This is a genomic window from Nocardia sp. NPDC004123, from assembly GCF_053603795.1.
Map to the genome: position 1 here is coordinate 46,918 of NZ_JBSGGG010000008.1, position 22,717 is coordinate 69,634.

24 protein-coding genes are annotated in these 22,717 nt (G+C 68.3%); 13 read left to right on the forward strand and 11 right to left on the reverse strand.

All coding sequences use genetic code 11. The annotated features are described in order from the left end of the window. The first annotated feature begins 167 nt into the window (after nucleotides 1–167). The 4 genes from ACWEQQ_RS13110 (at nucleotide 168) to ACWEQQ_RS13125 (ending at nucleotide 5,882) form a co-directional block, all read left to right on the forward strand. Nucleotides 168–1,985 carry a methylmalonyl-CoA mutase family protein gene (locus tag ACWEQQ_RS13110; protein WP_452348360.1) on the forward strand — a complete coding sequence of 606 codons (1,818 nt, stop codon included), beginning with the start codon at nucleotides 168–170 and terminating at the stop codon, nucleotides 1,983–1,985. A 2-nt stretch (nucleotides 1,986–1,987) separates the two neighbouring features. Continuing rightward, nucleotides 1,988–4,246, forward strand: a complete 2,259-nt coding sequence (scpA, locus tag ACWEQQ_RS13115; protein ID WP_452340912.1) for a methylmalonyl-CoA mutase — start codon at nucleotides 1,988–1,990, stop codon at nucleotides 4,244–4,246. A 125-nt stretch (nucleotides 4,247–4,371) separates the two neighbouring features. After that, entirely contained in the window at nucleotides 4,372–5,370 is a 999-nt protein-coding gene (gene meaB / locus ACWEQQ_RS13120; RefSeq protein ID WP_364612020.1) for a methylmalonyl Co-A mutase-associated GTPase MeaB, read from the forward strand. Between the two features lie 5 nt (nucleotides 5,371–5,375). Beyond that, nucleotides 5,376–5,882, forward strand: a complete 507-nt coding sequence (locus ACWEQQ_RS13125) for an N-acetyltransferase family protein (protein WP_452348361.1) — start codon at nucleotides 5,376–5,378, stop codon at nucleotides 5,880–5,882. A 111-nt stretch (nucleotides 5,883–5,993) separates the two neighbouring features. Here the strand turns inward: ACWEQQ_RS13125 and ACWEQQ_RS13130 are convergent, their stop codons facing one another. The 3 genes from ACWEQQ_RS13130 to ACWEQQ_RS13140 form a co-directional block, all read right to left on the reverse strand. Continuing rightward, the gene (locus ACWEQQ_RS13130) at nucleotides 5,994–6,119 is read right to left on the reverse strand and encodes a hypothetical protein (protein ID WP_452348362.1); all 126 of its coding nucleotides are present in this window, start codon (nucleotides 6,117–6,119) and stop codon (nucleotides 5,994–5,996) included. A gap of 15 nt (nucleotides 6,120–6,134) precedes the next feature. Next, nucleotides 6,135–7,112 (reverse strand): alpha/beta hydrolase, encoded by a 978-nt coding sequence (locus ACWEQQ_RS13135; protein WP_452348363.1) that lies wholly within the window; start codon nucleotides 7,110–7,112, stop codon nucleotides 6,135–6,137. A gap of 193 nt (nucleotides 7,113–7,305) precedes the next feature. After that, nucleotides 7,306–8,490 (reverse strand): acyl-CoA dehydrogenase family protein, encoded by a 1,185-nt coding sequence (locus tag ACWEQQ_RS13140; RefSeq protein ID WP_452348364.1) that lies wholly within the window; start codon nucleotides 8,488–8,490, stop codon nucleotides 7,306–7,308. 201 nt (nucleotides 8,491–8,691) lie between these two features. On the opposite strand from ACWEQQ_RS13140, the gene ACWEQQ_RS13145 reads away from it, so the two are divergent. From ACWEQQ_RS13145 to ACWEQQ_RS13155, 3 genes are read left to right on the forward strand one after another with little or no spacing between them, the layout of a single operon-like run. Then, the gene (locus ACWEQQ_RS13145) at nucleotides 8,692–9,144 is read left to right on the forward strand and encodes a MarR family winged helix-turn-helix transcriptional regulator (protein WP_452340907.1); all 453 of its coding nucleotides are present in this window, start codon (nucleotides 8,692–8,694) and stop codon (nucleotides 9,142–9,144) included. Beyond that, the gene (locus ACWEQQ_RS13150) at nucleotides 9,144–9,566 is read left to right on the forward strand and encodes an organic hydroperoxide resistance protein (protein WP_452340906.1); all 423 of its coding nucleotides are present in this window, start codon (nucleotides 9,144–9,146) and stop codon (nucleotides 9,564–9,566) included. The genes ACWEQQ_RS13145 and ACWEQQ_RS13150 overlap by 1 nt, the downstream gene beginning before the upstream one ends. A gap of 11 nt (nucleotides 9,567–9,577) precedes the next feature. Next, nucleotides 9,578–10,573, forward strand: coding sequence for a zinc-binding dehydrogenase (locus tag ACWEQQ_RS13155; protein ID WP_452348365.1), 996 nt, complete (start codon nucleotides 9,578–9,580; stop codon nucleotides 10,571–10,573). Here the strand turns inward: ACWEQQ_RS13155 and ACWEQQ_RS13160 are convergent. The 3 genes from ACWEQQ_RS13160 to ACWEQQ_RS13170 form a co-directional block, all read right to left on the reverse strand. Further along, nucleotides 10,559–10,921, reverse strand: a complete 363-nt coding sequence (locus ACWEQQ_RS13160; protein ID WP_452348366.1) for a DUF1304 domain-containing protein — start codon at nucleotides 10,919–10,921, stop codon at nucleotides 10,559–10,561. The genes ACWEQQ_RS13155 and ACWEQQ_RS13160 overlap by 15 nt on opposite strands. Nucleotides 10,922–11,043: 122 nt before the next feature. Next, complete coding sequence (locus ACWEQQ_RS13165; protein WP_452348367.1) at nucleotides 11,044–11,931, reverse strand: amidohydrolase family protein; 888 nt, start codon at nucleotides 11,929–11,931, stop codon at nucleotides 11,044–11,046. Next, nucleotides 11,928–12,959: a nucleoside hydrolase gene (locus ACWEQQ_RS13170; RefSeq protein WP_452348537.1), complete on the reverse strand. Its 1,032-nt coding sequence runs from the start codon at nucleotides 12,957–12,959 to the stop codon at nucleotides 11,928–11,930. Before ACWEQQ_RS13170 ends, ACWEQQ_RS13165 begins: the two co-directional genes overlap by 4 nt. Nucleotides 12,960–13,092: 133 nt before the next feature. Here ACWEQQ_RS13170 and ACWEQQ_RS13175 point away from each other — a divergent pair, with 133 nt between their 5' ends. Beyond that, complete coding sequence (locus tag ACWEQQ_RS13175) at nucleotides 13,093–13,665, forward strand: TetR/AcrR family transcriptional regulator (protein ID WP_452348368.1); 573 nt, start codon at nucleotides 13,093–13,095, stop codon at nucleotides 13,663–13,665. A 23-nt stretch (nucleotides 13,666–13,688) separates the two neighbouring features. Here ACWEQQ_RS13175 and ACWEQQ_RS13180 read toward each other — a convergent pair whose 3' ends face one another. Together ACWEQQ_RS13180 and ACWEQQ_RS13185 are read right to left on the reverse strand one after the other, a co-directional pair. Further along, the gene (locus ACWEQQ_RS13180; protein ID WP_452348369.1) at nucleotides 13,689–15,257 is read right to left on the reverse strand and encodes an MFS transporter; all 1,569 of its coding nucleotides are present in this window, start codon (nucleotides 15,255–15,257) and stop codon (nucleotides 13,689–13,691) included. Nucleotides 15,258–15,425: 168 nt separating this feature from the next. Continuing rightward, nucleotides 15,426–16,799: a CoA transferase gene (locus ACWEQQ_RS13185; protein ID WP_452348370.1), complete on the reverse strand. Its 1,374-nt coding sequence runs from the start codon at nucleotides 16,797–16,799 to the stop codon at nucleotides 15,426–15,428. A 62-nt stretch (nucleotides 16,800–16,861) separates the two neighbouring features. Between ACWEQQ_RS13185 and ACWEQQ_RS13190 the strand changes: the two genes are divergently transcribed. Together ACWEQQ_RS13190 and ACWEQQ_RS13195 are read left to right on the forward strand one after the other, a co-directional pair. Beyond that, nucleotides 16,862–17,650, forward strand: coding sequence for a thioesterase II family protein (locus ACWEQQ_RS13190; protein ID WP_452348371.1), 789 nt, complete (start codon nucleotides 16,862–16,864; stop codon nucleotides 17,648–17,650). Nucleotides 17,651–17,712: 62 nt separating this feature from the next. Next, nucleotides 17,713–19,074, forward strand: a complete 1,362-nt coding sequence (locus ACWEQQ_RS13195; protein WP_452348372.1) for a cytochrome P450 — start codon at nucleotides 17,713–17,715, stop codon at nucleotides 19,072–19,074. 49 nt (nucleotides 19,075–19,123) lie between these two features. Here the strand turns inward: ACWEQQ_RS13195 and ACWEQQ_RS13200 are convergent, their stop codons facing one another. After that, nucleotides 19,124–19,900: an O-methyltransferase gene (locus tag ACWEQQ_RS13200; protein WP_452340898.1), complete on the reverse strand. Its 777-nt coding sequence runs from the start codon at nucleotides 19,898–19,900 to the stop codon at nucleotides 19,124–19,126. A gap of 35 nt (nucleotides 19,901–19,935) precedes the next feature. Beyond that, entirely contained in the window at nucleotides 19,936–20,496 is a 561-nt protein-coding gene (locus ACWEQQ_RS13205) for a helix-turn-helix domain-containing protein (RefSeq protein ID WP_452348373.1), read from the reverse strand. A 45-nt stretch (nucleotides 20,497–20,541) separates the two neighbouring features. Between ACWEQQ_RS13205 and ACWEQQ_RS13210 the strand changes: the two genes are divergently transcribed. The 3 genes from ACWEQQ_RS13210 to ACWEQQ_RS13220 are packed head-to-tail and all read left to right on the forward strand — an operon-like array spanning nucleotide 20,542 to nucleotide 22,359. Further along, the gene (locus ACWEQQ_RS13210; protein WP_452348374.1) at nucleotides 20,542–20,790 is read left to right on the forward strand and encodes a PLDc N-terminal domain-containing protein; all 249 of its coding nucleotides are present in this window, start codon (nucleotides 20,542–20,544) and stop codon (nucleotides 20,788–20,790) included. Further along, nucleotides 20,783–21,610: an ABC transporter ATP-binding protein gene (locus ACWEQQ_RS13215; RefSeq protein WP_452348375.1), complete on the forward strand. Its 828-nt coding sequence runs from the start codon at nucleotides 20,783–20,785 to the stop codon at nucleotides 21,608–21,610. Before ACWEQQ_RS13210 ends, ACWEQQ_RS13215 begins: the two co-directional genes overlap by 8 nt. Beyond that, nucleotides 21,607–22,359, forward strand: coding sequence for a hypothetical protein (locus ACWEQQ_RS13220; protein ID WP_452348376.1), 753 nt, complete (start codon nucleotides 21,607–21,609; stop codon nucleotides 22,357–22,359). Before ACWEQQ_RS13215 ends, ACWEQQ_RS13220 begins: the two co-directional genes overlap by 4 nt. On the opposite strand, the gene ACWEQQ_RS13225 is transcribed toward ACWEQQ_RS13220, so the two are convergent. Next, nucleotides 22,343–22,717 (reverse strand): DUF2784 domain-containing protein, encoded by a 375-nt coding sequence (locus ACWEQQ_RS13225; RefSeq protein ID WP_452340893.1) that lies wholly within the window; start codon nucleotides 22,715–22,717, stop codon nucleotides 22,343–22,345. The genes ACWEQQ_RS13220 and ACWEQQ_RS13225 overlap by 17 nt on opposite strands.

The window sequence follows — 22,717 nt, forward strand, 5'->3', positions numbered from 1 at the left end:
GCGCCAGGTTACCCGCTGGTAGTGAGACTCCGGAGACCGTTATCTCGAGGCTGCCGCTAGCATCAGGGGAAAGACGATGAATGCTCGTTAACCAAAGTGGCCGTTGAGCTGGGTGAATGCCGGTGCAACGGCCATCCGGTCAGGGAGTGGAAGAAGGAACAGCAGCTATGCCGATTGCTTCCGACTCGGACACCGATCCGGTGCCCGAGTATGCCGCCTGGCGCAAGGGTGTCGCCGGGGTGCTGGCGAAGGCCCGCAGGGTGGATGCGAGCGACTTGCCGGATGAGCCGGAGAAGCTGCTCGCGGTCACGACCTATGACGGTCTGACCGTCAACCCGCTCTACACGCGCCGCGACGAACTGCCCGAGCAGCCGCTGCCCGGGCAGTTCCCCTACGTGCGCGGTGGCGACGCCACCCGTGACGTGCACCGTGGCTGGTTCGTCAGCCAGCGTTTCGGCGGCCCCGATGCCGAGGCCGTCAACGCGGACATCCTCTTCGCGCTCGACAACGGCGTGAGCGCGGTGTGGCTGGGCGTCGCCGAGCGCGGCGTGCCGGTCGACGGGCTGGCCACCGCACTGCAGGGCTTCCTCTTCGAGCTGGCGCCGCTGACCCTCGATGCCGGGCCGGCCGCCAATGAGGCTGCGGCCGCACTGTTCTCGGTGCTCGACGGCTATGAGGCCCCGAACCGCAAGGACATTCGGGTCTCGCTGGGCGCCACCCCGCTGACGAGCCTGTTCGCCGGCTCCTCGGCCATCGACCTGGACGGCGCGGTCGCGCTGGCCCAGCAGGCGGTGGCCCGCACCGAGACGGTCCGCGCGATCACCGTGTGTGGCGTGGCCTTCCACAATGCCGGCGCCTCCGACGCCCAGGAGCTGGGTGCGGCGGTGGCCGCGGGTCTGGAGTACCTGCGCTCGCTCACCGACGCCGGGGCCGATATCGCGGATGCGCTGGAGCAGTTGGAGTTCCGCTTCGCGGCCACCGACGACCAGTTCGAGACCATCGCCAAATTCCGTGCCGCCCGGCGACTCTGGGCACGCGTCGCGCACGTCTGCGGGGCTCCGGCCTTCGGTAACGCGCCGCAGCAGGCGATCACGTCCGCGGCCATGATGAGCCAGCGCGACCCGTGGGTGAACATGCTGCGCACCACCCTCGCCGCGTTCGGTGCGGGCGTCGGTGGCGCGGACATCGTCACCGTGCTGCCCTTCGACGAGGCGCTGCCCGGCGGGGAGCTCGAGGTCTCCAAGGCGTTCTCGGAGCGTATGGCCCGCAACACCCAGCTGCTGCTGCTCGAGGAATCCCGCCTCGGCCACGTGCAAGACCCGGGCGCGGGCTCCTGGTACGTGGAATCGCTGACCGATGAGCTCGCCGCCAAGGCGTGGGAGTTCATGCAGGAGATCGAGGCCGCCGGCGGCTACCTGGCCGCGCTGCAGGCGGGCCTGCTCGCCGAGCGCATCGCCGAGACCAAGGCCAAGCGCGATTCCGATGTGGCGCACCGCAAGACGGCCGTCACCGGTGTCAACGAGTTCCCGAACCTGGGCGAGAAGCCGCTGTCGGAGGCCGCGCGCGCCAAGACCTCGCCGGCCCGCTACGGCGCGGCCTTCGAGGCGCTGCGCAACCGCTCCGACGCCTACCTGGCCGCCAACGGCGCGCGCCCGCAGGTGCGCCTGGTTCCGCTGGGCCCGGTGTCGGAGAACAATGTTCGTGTCACCTTCACCACCAACCTGCTGGCCTCCGGCGGTATCGAAGCGGTCACCGAGACCGGCCCGTCGATCGCCGTGCTGTGCGGCTCCGACACCCGCTACGGCACCGACGCCGCCGCGGCCGTGGACGAATTGCGGGCTGCCGGTGTGACCACCGTGCTGCTGGCCGGACCCGAGAAGGCGGTCGCGGAGCTGACCGGCGCGCAGCGCCCGGATGGCTTCGTGACGGCCCGCATGGATGCTGTGGCGGCTCTGACCGGCCTGCTCGAAAAGCTGGGAGCGTAGAGATGAGCGATATCAAACATCGCATCGGCAATTTCGCCGAAGTACCGCTGACCGAGGGCGGCACCGCGCCCGCCGACGTCAGCGCCGCGCAGGTCGACGCCTTCGTCGCCGAGGCCGCGAGCGCCAATCACTATGCGCCCGAACAGCTCACCTGGTCGACCCCCGAGGGCATCGAGGTGCCGCCGGTGTTCACCAAGGCCGACCGGGACGCCATCGTCGCCGAGGGCTACCCGCTCGACAGCGTGCCGGGTGTGGCCCCGTTCGTGCGCGGCCCGTACCCGACCATGTACGTGAACCAGCCGTGGACGATCCGCCAGTACGCGGGCTTCTCCACCGCCGCCGACTCGAACGCCTTCTACCGCCGCAACCTGCAGGCGGGCCAGAAGGGCCTGTCGGTCGCCTTCGACCTGGCGACCCACCGCGGCTACGACTCCGACCACCCGCGCGTCACCGGTGACGTCGGCATGGCCGGTGTCGCCATCGACTCCATCCTCGACATGCGGGAACTGTTCGATCACATTCCGCTGGACCAGGTTTCGGTGTCGATGACCATGAACGGCGCGGTGCTGCCGATCCTGGCGCTCTACGTCGTCGCCGCCGAGGAGCAGGGCGTCAAGCCCGAGCAGCTGGCCGGAACCATTCAGAACGACATTCTGAAGGAGTTCATGGTCCGCAACACCTACATCTACCCGCCCAAGCCCTCGATGCGGATCATCTCCGACATCTTCGCCTACACCTCCGCGAAGATGCCGAAGTTCAACTCGATCTCCATCTCCGGCTACCACATCCAGGAGGCCGGAGCCACGGCCGACCTGGAGCTGGCCTACACCCTCGCCGACGGCGTGGAGTACATCAAGGCCGGTCTGGACGCGGGCATGGAGGTCGACAAGTTCGCGCCGCGACTGTCGTTCTTCTGGGCCATCGGCATGAACTTCTTCATGGAGGTCGCGAAACTCCGTGCGGGACGGCTCCTCTGGAGCGAGCTGGTCGCCAAGTTCGAGCCCAAGAACTCGAAGTCGCTGGCGCTGCGTACACACTCGCAGACCTCGGGCTGGTCGCTGACCGCGCAGGACGTGTTCAACAACGTCGCGCGCACCTGCGTCGAGGCGATGGCCGCCACCCAGGGCCACACCCAGTCGCTGCACACCAACGCGCTGGACGAGGCGCTGGCCCTGCCGACGGACTTCTCCGCGCGCATCGCCCGCAACACCCAGCTGCTCATCCAGCAGGAGTCCAACACCACCCGTCCGGCCGACCCGTGGGGCGGCTCGTACTACGTGGAGTGGCTGACCCACCAGCTGGCCGAGCGTGCCCGCGCCCACATCGCCGAGATCGAGGCGCACGGCGGTATGGCGCAGGCGATTTCGGAGGGCATCCCGAAGCTGCGCATCGAAGAGGCCGCCGCCCGCACCCAGGCGCGCATCGACACCGGCCAGCAGCCGGTGATCGGCGTCAACAAGTACCTGGTCGAGGAAGACACCCCGATCGAGGTGCTCAAGGTCGAGAACTCGCGCGTGCGCGCCGAGCAGAACGCCAAGCTGGAAAAGCTGCGGGCGGAACGCGATTCGGCCGAGGTCGAGAGGGCGCTGGCCGAATTGACCCGTGCGGCGGCCTCGTCCGAGGGCGGCATGGACAACAACCTGCTCGCCCTGGCCATCAACGCCGCGCGCGCCAAGGCCACCGTGGGTGAGATCTCCGACGCGCTGGAGCAGGTGTACGGCCGCCACCAGGCCGAGATCCGCACGCTCTCCGGCGTTTACCGTGAGGAGGCCGGCAAGGTGACCAATATCAGCAAGGCCATCGAACTGGTCGAGGCGTTCGCCGAGGCCGAGGGCCGTCGCCCCCGCATCCTGGTCGCCAAGATGGGTCAGGACGGCCACGACCGCGGCCAGAAGGTGATCGCCACGGCCTTCGCCGACCTCGGCATGGACGTCGACGTGGGCCCGCTGTTCCAGACCCCCGAGGAGGTGGCGCAGCAGGCGGCCGACAACGACGTGCACGTCGTCGGTGTCTCGTCGCTGGCCGCAGGTCACCTCACGCTGGTGCCCGCCCTGCGGCAGGCACTGGCCGATGTCGGACGCCCCGACATCATGGTCACCGTCGGCGGCGTCATCCCGCCCGGTGACTACGACGAGCTGTACGCCGCGGGTGCCGCGGGCATCTTCGGGCCCGGCACCATCATCGCCGACGCCGCGATCGACCTGATCAAGAAGCTGGCCGCACAGCTGGGCCACGAGATCGGCACCGGCGCAACGGAATGAGCGACGCCGCACGCGGGACCGAGGGTGGCGGAATCCACCCTCGGCTCGGCACCACCGCCGGCGTCGGCCTGCCCGGCCCCGCCGGCGCAGCAACGCCCGGCCCCGGCGCCCAGCCCGCCACTCCGGTGGCGCGCCGAGTGATCGACGTCGACCAGCTGGCCGCGCAGGTCCGGGCAGGGGAGCGGGCCGGCCTGGCCCGCGCCATCACCCTGGTCGAATCGACCCGCACCGACCATCGGGACCTGGCCCAGCAGCTGCTGCTGCGGCTGACCCCCGAAGCGGGCAAGGTGGTGTCCAATCGCGTTGGCATCACCGGTGTTCCGGGCGTCGGCAAGTCGACGTTCATCGACGCGCTCGGCATGTACCTCATCGGCCAGGGCCACCGCGTGGCGGTACTGGCCGTGGACCCGTCCTCGACGCGGACCGGCGGCTCGATCCTCGGCGATAAGACCCGCATGGCGCGACTGTCGGTGGAACGGGACGCCTTCATCCGCCCGTCCCCCACGGCCGGAACCCTCGGCGGCGTGGCGAAAGCGACCCGCGAGACCATCGTGCTGCTGGAGGCGGCAGGCTACGACGTCATCCTGGTGGAGACCGTCGGTGTCGGCCAGTCCGAGGTCACCGTCGCCAATATGGTCGACGTCTTCTGCTTCCTCACCCTGGCCCGCACCGGCGACCAGCTGCAAGGAATCAAGAAGGGCGTCCTCGAACTCGCCGACCTGGTGGCCGTGAACAAGGCCGACGGCCGCCACGAACTGGAGGCCAAGGCCGCCGCGCGGGAGCTGCAAGGAGCCATGCGGCTCATCCACCCGCGCGAATCCCTGTGGCGTCCACCGGTTCTCACCATGTCCGGCCTGAACGGCATCGGACTGGATTCGTTCTGGGACACGGTCCTCACCCACCGCCGCGTCCTCACCGAAGCAGGCGAGTTCGCCGAGAAGCGCCGCCGCCAGCAGGTCGACTGGACCTGGACCATGGTCCACGACAACCTGCTCCGCCGCCTCACCGAGAACCCGAACGTCAAGGCACTGCGCACCCAGGTGGAAAAACAGGTCCGCGACGGCTCGCTCACCCCCGCCCTCGCCGCCGAAGAAATCCTGCGGGCCTTCGACGAACGGGCCTGAGCCCCATGGACATCCGGATCCGACCAGGTACCGAATCCGACGCGGAAGCGGTCGCCACGCTGCACACCGCCAGCTGGCGCACCGCCTACGCGAGCATCATGCCCGAGAGCTACCTGACCGGTGCGCTGTCCGACGACCACAAGGCGCTCTGGCACAGCCGCCTGACCGGCGACCGGTCCGAAGGCGACCTCTTCATCGCCGAATCCGGCTCGGAAATACTCGGGTTCATCTACCTGGCACCCCGCGCAGACGGCCGCATTCTGATCGACAATCTGCACGTCAGCCCGACCCGCAAACGAGGCGGCATCGGCTCCCGCCTCCTGCACCACGGATTCGAATGGGCCGCTGCCGAATACCCGGGCCGCCCCGTCTACCTCGAAGTCCTCCAGGCCAATACACCCGCCATCGCCTTCTACGAGCGCCACGGCGGCCGCCCCGGCGAACCCCGGACCGCACACTTCCCCCAGGGCTTTGATCTCCAGGAACTGGAAATTACCTGGTCACGCAGCTGATACGGGAATCGCGATCAATCGATCGATGCGGCGCAGCCGGGCAGCCGTCACACCGACGGCGAACACCGACAGACTTACGGTGACCAGGGCTCGACGGTGACTGCTTGCCGATCATGCGTGCCGAATCCACCGACACCAACCCAGCGGATCCTGAATCAGCACATCGAGCGCGTCACCCACCACACCGACCGCATCCACCGCGGTGATGTCGTCGATGATCTGCCCGCCCCAATCCATACCTTTCTTCTCCTTCTAAACTCCCAGAGCCCCTGCGAAGAGCGGCCAAGAGTCATGCATGTCGTCCTGCCAGTACGGCCACGCATGCGTCCCATTCCGATACACCACCTGCGCCGGAATCCCCAGCGAACCCAACGCTCCGACAAGCGAATCCGTGCAGGCTCGCACCACCGTCTCCATAGCCCCACCCACGCCCAGCCGATCCGTCAGCGTGTTGACATTCCCCCCGATGCTGGGATCGTCGAGCGAGTCATGAACTCCCAGAACGCCATTCCCCGCCGAAATGTACAGCGCCACACCGCGCAGTCGGCCCGCATTGAGAACCGGGTCGTGGGCGCTCCAGGCCGGATTGTCGTCGCCGCCCCACATATTGGCGGCATTCGCGCCGAACAGCTCGAGCGTGGATCGCACATAGGTCCGCGCCGCCGCGTCCGCCGTGCGCGGGCAACCGCTGAAGGAACCCACCGCCTGATACATACCGGGTGCTTGGATGGCGAGGTTGAGTGCGGAGGTGGCCGACATCGATGCGCCCGCGACGGCATTGCGCCCTGTCATCGCGAATCGCGATTCCAGCAGCGGCGGCAATTCGTGAATAAGGAAAGTGGACCATTGGTTCCGGCCCAGTGTCGGATCATCGGCGACCCAGTCGGTGTAGAAGCTGGCACGGCCACCTATCGGGGTGATCACATTGACCGGCTTGTCGGCGAAGAACTGGGCGACATCGGTCCGATTGGTCCACGGGCCGCCGGCCTCACCGCCGTCGACCGCATTGAGCAGGTACAGGGCGGGCGCGGGGCCGTTCGGGTGCGAAACCCACACCGGGATGGTCCGGTTCATGGCCGCCGAGTAGACGGTGACCTCGTACTGGCGACCGCCCAGCGGGCGCACGTCGACGATGGAAGCCCCTGGGTTGGGGTCGGCCGCCGCGGTGACGGGCGCAAGGGCAGCAAATGTGGCGATCAGGGCAACGAGGTAGCGCGACAGCCGATGCATGACAGCGAGTATGTCGCTTTTGAGGCTATTTTCCAGACAAAATCGTGCGTGTTGGTCTACAGAATGTCCTGCGTTGACGTGATTGCATCCTTCTAGAAACCGTTCGGTAGCAAACTTGTAGCATCGCCCGTCGGAACTGTCTGGAAGCGTGGCCGCCCAGCGCGGAAACCGTGCCGGGCCGACGCGGCGCTTGTCAGATCATGGCGCGCAGCGGACCCTCGGGCTCGATTCCCATGATCGTCAACGCCGTCGAGTGGTACAGCGATCCGGGCGTGTGGATGGCGTGCTGCAGACCCACGTGCGCGTCCCGCCAGAACCGCTGCATGACGTTCTGCCGCCGCACCGCATTGCCGCCGGACCGGGCGAAGATCTCGTCCACCGCCGACACCGCCCGCCAGGCGCAGCGAACTTGATTGCGCCGCACCAGGGAACGATCCTCGAAGGTGATGGTCTTCCCGGCCTCGGCCTGGTCGTAGAGGCGGCTGATGCCGTCCAGGAGTTGCGTGCGCGAGGCCGCGATATCGGCCGCCGCCTCGGAGATGGCCGACAGCACGTACGGATCGTCCTTGATCTTGGTGCCCATGGCCGTGACCCGGTCGCGCTGATAGTCCAGGTGCGCCGCGAGCGCGCCCTCGGCGATGCCGATCACCGCGGAGGTGATGCCCAGCGGGAACATGGCCCAGAACGGCAGCTTGTAGACGGTCTCGGTGCGGCCCGCCCGCTCGGCCGCGATCTCACCGGCCGCGACGGCATCGAATTCGATGGTCCGATAGGCCGGGATGAACGCGCCGTCCACGATGACGTCCTTGCTGCCGGTGCCCTGCAGCCCGATGACATCCCACGAGTCGTCGACGATCGTGTAGTCCTTGCGCGGCAGCACCACGTGCAGCACGGTCGGCGGCATGACCGGGTTGCCGTCGGCGTCACCGAGCAGCGCGCCCAGGAAGATCCAGTCGCAGTGATCGGTGCCGGAGGAGAAGTTCCAGCGACCGCGCAGGGTGTATCCGCCGTCGGCCGGCGTCGCCACGCCCTGGGCGGCATACGGCGAGGCGATCCAGGTGTCGGGGTTCTCGCCCCACACCTCGTTCTGCAGCCGCCGGTCCATCAGTGCCATCTCCCACGGGTGCACGCCGCCGACGCCACACACCCAGCCGGTGGACCCGCAGTGCTGGGCCACGGCCATGACCGCCTCGGCGAAATCGCGCGGATGCGCCGCGTACCCGCCGAAATCGGCCGGCTGCAGCAACCGCATCACCCCGGCCTGACGGATCAGCTTCACGCTCTCGTCGGAGAGCTTGCCCAGCCGCTCGGTCTCCTCGGCGGTCGCCGCCAACTGGCCCGACAGCTCCGCGACCCGGTTCACTACCTCGTGCGTCATCGCAACTCCCCACTGGTTCGGTGTGCCCCTATTAGAACGCGTTCTAGCGGCGGTGTCCGGGAATCCGTTTGCCCGCGAGCGAAATTCCCGATGATCGGAACCCGGCCTGCGGCGGGGTTCGGGTGATGCTATCGCCGGGTGTGACGCAGCAGACGATGAATTAGATTGTGCACAATCTAATTGCTGGCTACCGTATTGGACATGACCGATGAGCTGGCGCTGGAAAACCAGCTGTGCTTCGCGCTCTACTCGGCGTCCCGGGCCATGACCGCCATGTACCGGCCCCAGCTGGACGCCCTGGGCATCACCTATCCCCAATACCTGGTGCTGCTCGCGCTCTGGCAGCGCGACGACCGCACCGTCGGCGATCTGTGCTCGGCCCTGGAACTGGACTCGGGCACGCTGTCGCCACTGCTCAAACGGCTCGAGGCGGCGGGCTTCGTGGCACGCCGCCGCTCGACCGTCGACGAACGCCGCGTGGAGATCACGCTGACCGACAGCGGACGCGAATTGCGTTCGGCCGCATGCCGGATCCCGGCGCGATCGGCCGACATCGCCGGCCTGCCCGGCGAGGAACTGATCCAACTGCGGGAAACCCTGCACCGACTCACCGAAGCTCTCACCGCCCACACCCGATCGAAGGAGACCCCCTGATGAACGTGCTCTACACCGCCGAAGCCCTCGCCACCGGAGACGGCCGCAACGGCCAGGTCCGCACCGACGACGGCAAGATCGACGCCACGCTCTCGATTCCGAAGGAGATGGGCGGCAACGGCCTCGGCACCAACCCGGAGCAGCTCTTCGCGGCCGGTTACGCTGCCTGCTTCCACTCGGCGCTGCGCACGGTGGCGCGGTCGCTGAAGGCGAACGTGGACGACTCGGCCGTGGGCGCGAAGGTCGGCATCGGCCCCAATGACGCCGGCGGGTTCGGCCTGGCCGTTACCCTCGAGGTGTCGCTGCCGCACCTGCCCCTGGACGAGGCGCAGGCGCTGGCGGACAAGGCTCACCAGGTGTGCCCGTATTCCAATGCCACTCGCGGCAATATCGAGGTCGACGTCATCGTGGTCGAAGACTGAGGAGGATGAGCATGCGTGCGGTAATCATCGAACAGTTCGGCGAGCCCGAGCAGGTCCTGACCACGGCCGAGCGGCCGATGCCCGAGCCCGGGCCGGGTGAGGTGCGGATCGCGACCACGCTGGCCCCGATCCACAATCACGACCTGGCCATCATCCGGGGCGTCTACGGCTACCGGCCCGAGCTGCCCGCCATCCCGGGCACCGAGGCCGTCGGCCGCGTCGATGCCCTGGGCCCGGGGGTCACCGGCCTGGAAGTCGGTCAGCGCGTGACGGTTTCGGGTGTGCAGGGCGCGTGGGCGGAGTACTTCGTGGCCAAGGCGGGCGGGATCGTCCCGGTGCCGGATGCGGTGTCCGACGCGACCGCGAGTCAGCTGCTGGCCATGCCGCTGAGCGCACTCATGCTGCTCGAGGATCTCGATGTCGAACCTGGTCAGTGGATCGCGATCAATGCCGCCAATGGCGCGGTGGGACGACTGGTGAACCAGCTCGCCCGCGCCCGCGGCGTCCACGTCCTGAACCTGGTGCGCAGCGCGGCGGCCGCGAAGTCGTTGCGGGAGCTGGGCTTCGAACCGGTGCTCGAGACCGAGTCGGGGGACTGGCAGCAGCAGGTCGCGGAGGTCACCGGCGGCGAACCCATCGCCCGTGCGGTGGACCAGGTCGGTGGGCCGGCCGCCGATGACCTGCTGTCGGTGCTCGGCCAGCGCGGTGAGCTCATCACCTTCGGCGTGCTGTCTGGCCAGCCGCTCGTGCTCAACCCTGGACCGATCATCTTCAAACAGGCCGTCGTGAAGGGCTTCTGGGGTTCCAAGCGCGCCGAGGAGATCGGCGGTGACGAACGCCGCCGCCTCATCACCGAGCTGGTGACCCTGGCCGCCCGCGGCGAACTGGACCTGGCCATCGAGGCCACCTACCCGCTCGCGGAGGCCGCCGAGGCCGCGGCCGCGAGCGAACGCCCGGGCCGCAATGCCAAGATCGCGCTCAGCGCCGCGGCGCTACCCGGCCAATAGGACCGCGATCAGCGTGATCGCGCCGGGCAGCGCCTGCCCGACGAAGATCCGGCGGCTCGCGGTGGCCCCACCATAGAGTCCGGCCACCACGACGCAGGCCGCGAAGAATATCTTCGCGGCCTGCCCCACCGGATCGGCGGCGATCAGGCCCCAGATCAGCCCCGCCGCCAGAAAACCGTTGTAGAGCCCCTGATTCGCGGCGAACACCTTGGACTCCTCGGCGAACTCGGCCGTGACGCCGAAGCCCGCGCGCACCCGCGGAGTGGTCCACAGGAACATCTCCATGACCAGGATGTAGACGTGCAGCGCGGCGAGCAATCCGACCAGGATGTCCGCGACCAATCGCATGACCGACCCGCCTTCCGTGAGGTTTCAGCCGACACCGGCCACCGCGTCTCATCGTGTCAGACCGATGCGCCGGAAGGCCCTGAGCGCATCGTCGAAACCTCGAGTGTCGCGCCCCCGGTGAGCTATCCGATGCCGAAGAGGTCCGCCGCATTGCGGTAACAGACCGCTCGCAGCCAGTCGTTACCGAGACCGAGCCGTTCCAGAGCGAACAGCGCATGGCCGTAGGAATAGGGAATGTTCGGGAAGTCGCTGCCGAACAGGATGCGGTCCCCGAAGTCCCGCAGGCGCGGCAGCTCGGCGGCGGGGAAGGGGTCACCGGCCTCGAAGAAGTCGGTGAAGTTCATGGTGGTGTCGAACAGCACTCCGGGGTTGTCCGCGGCGATGTCGAGGAACTCGCTGTACTCGGGCGCCCCCATGTGCGCGATGATCAGACGGAGTCGCGGGAACCGCCGGAGCAGTTGGGCGATCGGCTCGGGTCCGGTGAATCGCCCGGCGGCAGGCCCGGATCCACAGTGGGTGACCACCGGGATGCCCGCCTCCTGGACCAGTCCCCACACCTCGTCCAGCAGTGGATCCGCCGGGTGGTAGTTGCCGACCTGGATGTGCAGCTTGAAGATTCGCGTCCCCGACCCGATCGCGGCACGCACATACTCGGCCGCGCCCGGCTCCGGGTAGAAGGTCGACGTGTGCAGGCAGTCCGGGGTGCGGGCGGCGAAATCGCCGGACCAGTCGTTGAGCCAGGCCGCCATCTCCGCCTTGTGCGGGTAGACCATCGAGGTGAAGGCGCGAACGCCGAAGCAGCGCAGCGTCTTCAGCCGCACCTGCTCCTCGGCGCGGTAGGTGATCGGCCACTGACGGTGGCCGAGCAGTGGCCCGGCCGAATCGAAGTAGCCCCACACCTTGCGCAGCACCTGCTCGGGCATGAAATGCGTGTGGACGTCGATGATCCCGGGCAGCCCCAGCCGCGTCTGGAAATCGGTGACGTAGTCGAGGTCCTGCTCGTCGGTCACCGGCTCGAATCTCCTTCCGCGAACACAGTTCGCGCGTAATGCCCGACCCGGTCGACGAGCCGTTCGAAGAACAGCTCAGGATCGGTCCCGATCACGATGTCGGCGTTGGGTTCCCGCCCCCACATGCCCGCCCAGTCGGCGACCGTGGTGGCACGGGTGATGGTTCCGGTCAGCTCCACATCGACGGTCGCCGGCTTGGTGACGGCCAGGCTCGGGTCCAGTGCCACGGCCGCCGCGAACGGGTCGTGCATGTGTGCCAGATACCCCTGGTCGTAGAGCTTGTGGAAGTCGAAGTAGAAGCGGATCGCATCGGTCAGGTAGCGCACCAGCGGATTGCTGGCCGCCGAGCGCGCTTCGGGCGGATCGTTCTCGCTGACGTGTTCCACCGGTGTGCTCCCGGCCCGCTCGGCCAGCAGCGCCAGGTGTGTGGGCTTCATCTCGATGGTCTCGGTGATGTCGAGTGCGCACACGATGGGCCGGCGGTCGGCGGGCGCGGCGGAGAAGGCGTCGAACACCTCCTTGGCCGCTTCCGGATCGACGTGCACGTTCCACTCGTTGGTCGGGGTGGTGTTGCCCGGATGGTTGAACGCGCCGCCCATGATCACCAGGCGCCGGAGCAGCTGCGGCAGTTGGGGTTCCATCCGCAGTGCCAGGGCGAGATTGGTGAGCGGCCCGGTGCACAGCCCGACGATCTCGCCCGGATGCTCGCGCACCAGGTCCACCCACAGCTGGGCCGCGGATCGGCCGGACAGGGTCCGGGTGGTCGGCGGCAGCTCGGCGTAGCCGACGCCCTGCGGCCCGTGGGTGTCCTCGGTGGTGCGGAGCGGCACGGCCAGGGGTGTCAGCGCGCCCTGGGCGACCTCGAGCTCCGGGGCCCGCACCAGCTCGAGCAGCGCGAGATTGTTGGCGGCCACCTGCGGCGCGGGCACATTGCCCGCGGTGGAGGCGATTCCGACGATCTCGGCCTCGGGGGAGGCGAGGAGGTAGAGCAGGCCCAGGGAGTCATCGATGCCGGTGTCGTTGTCCATGAGGATCTTCTGCCGCACGCGTTCGAGGGTAGCCGTATCGGTGCCGGGGCCCTGCGGGGAGGATGGGCCGGTCTCGTCAGCCTGTGAAACACACGTCTAGAACGTTCGTCTAAGACGCTGGTAGGGTGGTTCTATGGGAAATCGAGAAGACCTCCTGGCGGGCGCCCGCAAGGCCGTCCTGGAACGCGGCCTGGCCAAGGTGACCGCCCGGGACATCGCCACTGCCGCAGGGGTGAGCCTGGCCGCCATCGGCTATCACTTCGGTTCCAAGGATCAGCTGGTCACCGAGGCCATCACCATGGGCGTCGGCACCCAGATCGGTGACGATATGGAGGCCGCCATCCGGGACGCGGGGGAGGGCCGCACGCTGTGGGAGTCGCTGGCCGCGATCTGGAACGGCTTCGTCGATGTGGTGCGGCGCAATCGCGACGGCCTGTTGCTGAGCACCGAGAACGGCATCCAGATCGCGCGCGATCCCGCGCAGCAGGTCTACATGGCCGAGGCCAGCGCGGTCGCGCATCGGGAAATCGCCGCGGCTGTCCACTCGGCGCACCCGGAGCTGACCGACGAGCAGGCCGCGGCGGTCGCGCAGCTGCTGTTCCTGCTGTTCCAGGGCCTCGCCATCCAGAAGATGATCGCGCCGGGTGCCGAACTGCTGGACGGTGATTCGCTGGTGACCGCCATCGAAGCCATCCGGGGCAGATGAGCTCACCGTCCTGCCGGGTGGACTCAGCCCGGCGGCACGTGCCGCAGCCGGGTCATGGCGATGACGGCCAGCAGCAGCGCCGCGCCCGCCGCGATGGCGGCGGTCAGGTGCATGCCGGTCAGGAAGGCGTGCTTGGCCGCCTCGGCCATGGCGCTGCCCACCTTCCCCGGCATGGTCCGGGCGACTTCGAGCGCCGCGCCCAGGGTGTCGCGGGCGGCGCGGGCGTCGGGCTCCTGCACCCCGTAGGGCAGGGTGGTGTTGAGCTGGTTGCGGTAGATCGCGATGCTGATGCTGCCGAGAATGGAGATTCCCAGCGCCCCACCGAATTCGGCCCCGGTCTCCGAGAGCCCGGAGGCCGCGCCCGCCTGCTCCGGAGGCGCGGTGCCCACGATGAGCTCGGTGGTGATGCCGAAAACCGGTGCCAGCCCGAAGGACACCAGCAGCGAAGCCGCGATGGTGAGCTCCACGCCGCCGGTCGCGGTGATCCGGGTGAGTAGCAGCAGTCCGCACGCCGCCATGGCCATGCCCCCACCGATCATGTAGGCGGGCCGTATCACCTTCATGATGCGCGGGCCCAGCTGCGAGCCGATCATGAAGCCGAGGCCCGCCGGGATGGTGGCGAGACCCGCCCGCAGCGGCGACATGCCCAGCACCAGTTGGAAATACTGCCCCACGAACAGGGCGTACCCGAAGGCCACGAAGATCGCGACCATATTGATGGTGAGCGCGGTGCGGAAGCTGCCCAGCCGGAACAGTCGCAGATCCAGCATGGGTTCGCTGGTATTGAGCTGCCGCCGGACGAAGAGCGCGCCGATCGCGAGGCCGGCCACCAGCGCCGAGACCGCGGCCGCGCCGGGGCCGTCCTGAGCGGCCTTCTTCATGCCGAAGACCACCAAGAGCACTGCCGTCGTGCACAATCCGGCACTGACCAGGTCCAGACGGCCGGCGTCGGGATCGCGGAACTCGGGGAGCACGCGGGGCGCGAGAACGATCAGCAACACCATGACCGGCACCGCGAGCAGGAACACCGAGCCCCACCAGAAGTGCTCGAGCATGATGCCGCCCGCCAGCGGCCCGATGGAGCCGCCCACCGAGTAGGACCCCACCCACACCCCGACCGCGATGGAGCGCTGGCCCGGATCGCGAAACATGGTGAATATCAACGAGAGCGTGGACGGCGCCAGGGTGGCCCCGGCGACGCCGAGCAGGGCCCGGCAGCCGATCAGCACCGGCGCCGAGGGTGCGAAGGCCGCGATCACCGAGATCACGGCGAAGGCGGCCGCCCCGACCATCAGCAGTCGCCGTCGGCCGATGCGATCGCCGATGGTGCCCATGGTGAGCAGCAACCCGGCGACCAGGAATCCGTAAACGTCGATGATCCAGAGCAATTGGGAGCTCGTGGGGCGGAGTATTTCGCTGATCTGGGGGACCGCCAGGTGCAGGACGGTGAGGTCCATCGAGTACACCAGGCAGGCCAGCGCCAGCACCGCCAATCCGGCCCATTCCCGTTTCCCCACCGAGATGGCGCCGGCGTCGCTGGCGGCGGTGAGCAAGGGAGTAGGTGTGTCCACGATGACGTCCTCCATCCGCATGTCGACATACGGGTCGACAATTTTGATGTCGGTTTCAGGGTCTCAAATATTAACGCCGTACGTGGGATAAGTCCGGTGTGTTGAAAGCGCTGTATTGCAAGCCAATTCGCCTAATTCGCTGATGCACTTGCGGGTGTGCGTGCAGCGCGTTGTATACATTCGAGCGCGTTACGAACCGTCCGGTTGGGCTTTCCACTCGGGAGCGCTCGAACCGTGGGCCGGAGCGGGCCACGGATGGTCCGGATACTCGGTCAGCGCGGGTCCGGCGGTGGTCACCGCGTCGTGGATGAGTGCGTACCGGGCATCCGGCGCCGAGGCGGGTTCGTGGGCGGGCGTCCGGCCCGGCGCGGTGATCAGCCAGGATGCCGTACGGGACAGGGCAACCCGGACATCGCGGCCGAGGCCGTCGCCACGGCGCGCGCACAGCGCATCGAGCACGCCCGCGGCGAGCAGGTATCCGCTGGCGTGATCGAGCGCCTGGGCCGGCAGGGCACCCACGGATGATTCGCTACGCGAATTATTTTGTGTGCCTTCGATGAGCGAAATTCCCGATGCAGCCTGCACGATGCTGTCGAAACCGCGTCGATCACCCCACGGGCCGAGTTCGCCCCAGGCCGAAACTCGGCCGTGCACAATTCCCGGGCGATTTTCCCCGGGTCGTACTCCGAGGCGTTCCAAGCTGCCTGGTCGGTAACCCGAGATGATTATGTCTGCATTGCTGATCAATTCGCGAAAAACAGGAAGTCCGGTACGCAAATCGACTACAGTGGAGCGCTTCCCCTGACAAGTGTCCAGGTACTGCCAGCCGATCTCCGGCAACCCGGGCGGGTCGATCCGCAGCACATCGGCTCCGAGCAGGGCCAATGCCCGCGTCGCCACCGGTCCGGCGATCACCCGGGTGAGATCGAGAACCCGGATCCCGCGCAGCGGGAGCAGTTGTGTTGCGGCCGTGGGGGACTCGAATCCACCCCGATCGCCGCGCTCGGCCACGGCGACGAGCGGGCCGGAGGCGGCGGCCTTGCCCTGCGGGCTGTCGGCCCACTCTCGCTCGGGACGGACCCGCACCGCGATCGCACCGTGCTCGCCGGCCCGCTGTTCGATGTCCGCCGCCGTCAGTGTCGCTGCGCGCCGGGCGAAATCCTCACGACCGGCCGTGCCGGGCAACTCCACAGCGGCCAGCAACCGGGCGCGATGATGCGGATAGTTGGCGTGCGTACGCACCCATGCGTCCGCAGCCCTGAAGAATCCCGACAGCTCTGCGAAGATGTCCGGCGGTTCGCCGTGGAGCCGGAACAGGCGCTCGCTGGAGAACGCCGCGGCGACCCGGGCCGGGTCGACCGTACCGCCCAGCGGCGTCATGCCGCAGGTGGCCCGCCAGCGATCCGCCGCCGCGGCGAAGGCCGCCACCGCACCGCCCGCCAGCGCCCAGACCGGCAGTGTCGCAGCCAGATTCGCACCCGGATCGATCGCGGGCAGCGGTGCGCCGGGGACGCCGATTCCGGCCTCGTACTCACGGACCAGCGCATCGTAGGTAGCCACCATCCGACTGTATCGCCGGCACCGGGTCCGACCACGGTGGCACATCTCACGGCATACTCGATCGGATGACAGCCCAACGACTCACCGGAACCGCCTGGCTACGCGAACTGAAACCCGCTCCCGGCCCCGCAACCGTGCTGGTCTGCTTCCCGCCCGGCGGCGGCTCGGTCACCGCCTACCGAGCGCTGGCCCAGCGCGTCGGCTCGGGTACCGCGGTGTTCGGCGTGCAGTACCCCGGCCGCCAGGACCGCCTCGGCGACGCGCCGGTGCCCGAGCTCACCGAACTGGCCGACCGGGCCGCCGCCGACCTGCTGGCCTGGCCGCGGGACGTGCACCTGGCCATCTTCGGGCACAGCATGGGCGCGACCGTCGCCTACGAGGCCGCCCGCCGGGTCGAGGCGGGCGGACGCGAGCTGACCCACCTGTTCGTCTCCGGCCGTCCCGCACCGGCTTTCGCCGAGACCGGAAGCCTGCACGCCGGACCCGACGAGGGCCTCATCGCCGATCTGGAACGCCTGTCGAACGATCCGGCGTCGGTGCGGATCCTGCGCGACGAGCCCGGTCTGGCCGAGTTGGTGCTGCCGGCCGTCCGCAGCGACTACCGCGCGGTGGAAACCTACCGGCACGAACCCGGTGCGCCGCTGCGCGCGCCGATCACCGCGCTGATCAGCTCCGCCGATCCGACCACCTCGGCCGCGCAGGCGGGGGAGTGGCGCGACTACACCACCGCCGGATTCGACCTCGCCACCTTCCCGGGTGGCCATTTCTATCTGGATCTGCCCGAAAACCTGCCCGCGATAGGCGATTTGATCACCCGCGCGCTGGCCGCGACGGTTCCGGGGCGCTCGAGTTGAGGACCCCGTCTTCGTGCGGGTAGCTTCCTCCGTTGCGTCTTCGTAGCAGGAGGGGGTTCTCAATGCCCAGAACACAATTCGTCGCCGCTCCGCCCCAGGGCAGTGATCTGAAGCAGATCAGCGGGCCCGCGACGCACTGGATCGCCCAGCTGCAGCGGCAGCGGCGTGACCCCACCGGGGCCGCCTTCGAGGACGAGGCGGCCTACGGCCCGCTCTATGTCCTGAACATGTTCGGCGACAAGTGGATCATCGCCGGTGGCCCCGAGGCGGCACAGCGCATCCTGATGAACAAGGATCGGGTGTTCGCCAACGGTCCGGCGTGGGCGCCGCTGCAGGGACCGTTCTTCGACCGGGGTCTGGTCCGCCTGGATTTCGACGAGCATCGCAGCCACCGCTCGATCATGCAGCAGGCCTTCGGTCGCGGCGCCCTCACGTCGTATCTGAAGGATATGCACGAGATCGCCGATCGCCACCTGCGCAAGCTGCCGGAAGGCAGTGTGGCCGAAAGCAATCCGGTGCTCATGCACCAGCACCTGCAGCGGCTCACCCTGGACATCGTGCTGGAGGTCTTCATGGGCGCGCGCCTGCCGCGCGACGAGGCCGAGCGCATCTGCGGCGCCACCATGGACATCCTGCAGGCCGGCGGCGCGATGGTGCGCGTCGCCATTCCCGGCAATCGCTGGTGGCGGGGTATGCGCGCCCGCAAGACCATGGCCGCCTTCCTCGCCGACCGCATTGTCGCCGCCCGCGAAAACCCGGGCACCGACCTGCTTTCCATGCTCTGTCAGGCCGCGGGCGACGACGGCGATCGGTTCACCGACCAGGACATCGTGAACCACATGATCTTCCTGCTGGCCGCCGCCCACGACACCACCACGACCACGCTGTCCGGGGTCGTCTACAACATGGCCAAATACCCGGAATGGCAGAAGCGCGCGCGAGCGCGCTCACTGGAGATGCCCTTCGAACTCGGTTACGACGAGCTCGCCGAGCTGACCGAACTCGACTGGATCATCAAGGAAACCACCCGGCTGTGTACCCCGGTGCAGATCTTCCCGCGGGCGGTGCAGGAGGACACCGAGGTGTGCGGCTATTTCGTGCCGAAGGGATCCTTCGTCGTCGTCCCGATCAGCGTCAACCACCGCCGCCCTGACATGTGGTCGCACCCCGAGGAATTCGATCCCGAGCGTTTCTCCGACGAACGCGCCGAGCACAAGCGGCACCGGGTGGCGTGGGCCCCGTTCGGGGCGGGCGCGCACAAGTGCCTCGGACAGCATTTCGCGGGGCTCGAGATCAAGACGATCGTGCACCAGCTGCTGCACACCTTCGAATGGGAGGTGCCGCAGGACTACGTCATGCCCCTCGACATGAGTGCGACGCCACTGCCGAAGGATGATCTGCCCGTCACGCTGCGGCGTCGCTGAACCCGTGCCTGGGCCGAGAAACAGTCTCGGCCCAGGTCTTCGAGGCTTCTCAGCCCAGGTATTCCGACTCGAGTACCCGGTCCTTGAGCAGCGACTGGTACTCGATGTGGGTGTCGTGCTCGACGGTGCGCCAGGTCTTGCCCTCGGCCTCACGCATGTACTGCAGGTAGTCCGGAGCGCCCGGGACGCGCATATTGTCGGCGACGACAATGCTGCCCGGGTGCAGCCAGCCCGCCGCGAGAATGTGCTTCAGGTCGGCCAGGTACGCGGACTTGTCGTGGTCAACGAAGACGAAATCGAGTGCGCCCTCGGTGATTCCGTGCTCCTCGGTGAGCCGCCGGATGGTCTCGCCGCCGTCGCCGATGGTGCCGACCACCACGGTCACCCGTTCCGCCAGCCCGGCGTGGGCGATGATGGCGCGGGCCACCTCCGCATTGGCCGCGCTGAACTCCACGGAGATGAGGCGCGCGCCCTCCGGCATGGTGCGGGCGGTGCGGACCGCGCTGTAGCCGACATAGGTGCCCAGTTCGAGCAGCAGCTTCGGATTCGCTGTGCGCACAGCGGCATCCAGCAGCAGGCCCTTCTCGTCCCCGACGTTCACCAGGTTGCTGCGGGTGCGGGCGAACTTGTCGATGGCCGCCAGCACACTCTCCGGATCGCCCTGCTCGGCGTTCGCGAGGACGTGGTCGCGCACGGCGGCCTCGCGGCCATCGCCGAATTGACCGGTGCGCGTGAAGTTTCCGAGTCCGCGCACGGTGCTGACGGCCGTGCGCACCGGATACACCACACGCTCGCGCAAGATCGACCCGATCGATGTGCCACCCATTGATTCCCCTTCGTTTGCTGTGACGGCCAGCGCGATTATGCCGGGCCCGAAGCGGTTTCGCCTCCGGGGACAGGGGAGTCGGGGACCAGGATGGTGCGCAGGATACGACGCCTTCGGCCCGGCGCGGGGGCATTGGCCAGGCGCGGGGCCAGCACGCGGCCCAGATCGCGGGCGAAGTCGGCGAATTCGGCATCGTCGAGCCACAGACCCGCCATGCGGTAGCCGACTCCGTCTCGCAGGTAATCGATATCGCCGCCGTCGAGGTACCGGTCGAAGTCGGCCATGAGCCCGGCGACGAAGCCCATGAAGGCGCGGCGATGGTCCTCGGGACTCATGGCGTCGAGCTGGTCGGGGGTGATCTGGGCGGCGCTCAGGCGCAACCGGTAGGTGCGCTCGACGGTGCCGCGCACACGGCGTTCGGTGACGACGTCGAGGACGCCGGCGGAGACCAGCTTGGCGACATGCCGGTAGAGGCTGCCGGGCGGGACATCGCCGAGCTCGGCATTGAGCTCGCTCGTGGTCAGGGTCCGGTCGCCGAGGAATGCCTGCACGATCCGCAGCCGAACCGGGTGCAGCAGAAGTTCGACGGATTCCACGGGCTGGACACTAGCACTATTGCTATCGGAATTGATAATGTTCGCATGTCTGGTAGCAATCACGCGCTCGCGCTGAAGAGAGGAATCGCGGTGTCCAACATCCCGGTAGCCGCACTGGTGCCCCTGATCGTGGTGGGGCTCGGCTTCGTCGGTTTCTGCTGGTACGACCTGTCCCGCACACGGGTGAAGTACCTGCCGAAATGGGCGTGGGCGATCATCTGCCTGATCAGCATTCCGCTCGGCGGGATCATCTACCTGATCGTCGGCCGGGACGGTGACACGGTCCGTGGCTGAGCCCCACCTCGAGGTCACCGATGTGTCGGTGCGCTTCGGCGACTTCCTCGCCCTCGACACCGTGAGCTGGACCGTGGACGGTCCCGGGGTCGTGGGGCTGATCGGACTCAACGGCGCGGGCAAGACCACCCTGATCCGCGCCGTGCTGGGCCTGCAACCGGTGACCGGCGGTGCAGTGCGGGTGCCGATCGGGCTGGACGCCCTCGGATACTGCCCGGACACACCGGGTTTCGAGCCCTGGCTGTCCGCGCGGGAGGTCCTCGAACAGTCCATGGCCATCGGACCGGCCCGCGGCGCCGGCATGTGGTCCGCCGACGCCGCGCTCGCGGCGGTCGACCTGGAACGGCACGCCCACCGGCGCGCCGGAGGGTTCTCCCGGGGCATGTTGCAGCGCTTGGGAATTGCCGCTGCGCTGGTCCGCGAGCCCGAGGTGCTCATTCTCGACGAACCCACCAGCGCACTGGATCCCGAAGGCCGCGCCGCCGTGCTGGGGCTGATCCGGGACCTGGGCAGTCGGATGACGGTCGTGTTCTCCAGCCATCTGCTCGCCGATGTCGAGGATCTCGCCGACCGGCTGCTGGTCCTGCATCGCGGGCGGGCCGTCTTCGCCGGGGAGACAGGGGAATTCCTGGATGAGCACACTGCCGCACCGATCCTGCGGATCGCCATGACCGACGGCCGGATCATCGAAGCCGAGCAGCCGCAGTGGGGCCCGGCGCTGGCGGACGCGTCCGCGAACAGCGGCCGGCTCGACGACATCCGCATCACCCGTCCGACCTTGACCGACGCGTTCTTCGCTGCCATCGGGGAGAAGCCATGAACCGCACCGTATTCCGGGTCGAGTGGTACCGGTGGCTGCGCACGCGGCGGCTGGTCGCCCTGGTGGCCGCCTTCGTTCTGTTCGGATTCGTCTCGTTGCTCGGGGCGAAGTACCTGCCGGATCTGATCGGGCACTCCTCGGAGATCCAGCTGCTGCGCGTGCCCGACTGGCGAGACGGGTTGCAGCAGTACGTGAAGAACACCGGCCTGCTGGTCGCGGCGGTGGCCATGATCCTGGCCGCGCAGGCATGCGCCCTGCGCAACACCGATCCGATCGGGATCTACTACTTCAGTCGCGAGGTCTCGCCGGTACGGCTCTATCTGCCCCGGATCCTGGTCGCCGCGGCGGTGATCGCCGTGGCTGCCTCGATCGGGGCCGTGGTCGCGCTCTACGAGTGCTGGGCGCTGTTCGGGTCCTACCCGCTGGGTCCGGCCGTGGGTTCGCTTGCGGTGCAAGCCCTCGCGGTGGTGTCGTTCGCGGTGTTCGCCGCGGCCCTGGCGGCGCGGTTCGGCTCGGCGGGTATCGCCGCCGGGGTGACCGCCGTGGTCTACGTGGGCTGCCTGCTGGTGTCGGCCGTACCATCGGTGCAGCCCTACCTGCCCACCACCGCCCTGCAACCGGCCATCGAGGCCGCGGGCTGGTCCCCGGCCGGCGCGGCGAAATCGCTGCTGGCCCTGCTGATCGCGACGACACTCGCCCTGACTGCCGCCCTGACCACACCGATTCGCGCGATCAGGACCGCTGCGTAGCGGCCCGGTGCCTCGACAGCAGATACAGGCCCACCCAGGACACGACGACACAGATCACCACGAGCACCCGCACCTCCTCCAGAGCGCTGCGCGGATAGAGCACGCCGGTGATGTAGTAGTCGATGAACCCGCTCGCGGGCAGGCCCGCTTCGCCGGCCCGATGCCGCGCCCAGTTCTCCAGATTCGTCAGCGGGCACTCGATGGTGAACAGCACCGTGCTGAAACCCCAGCCGAAGGCGAGCAGGTGCAGCCAGATGGTGCGCGGCCAGCGCCAGGCGATGAAACCGCCCACCACCACGTAGGCCACGAACAGGAAGTGCACGATCGCGGTCGCGTCGGCCAGCAGCCGGTAGCCCAT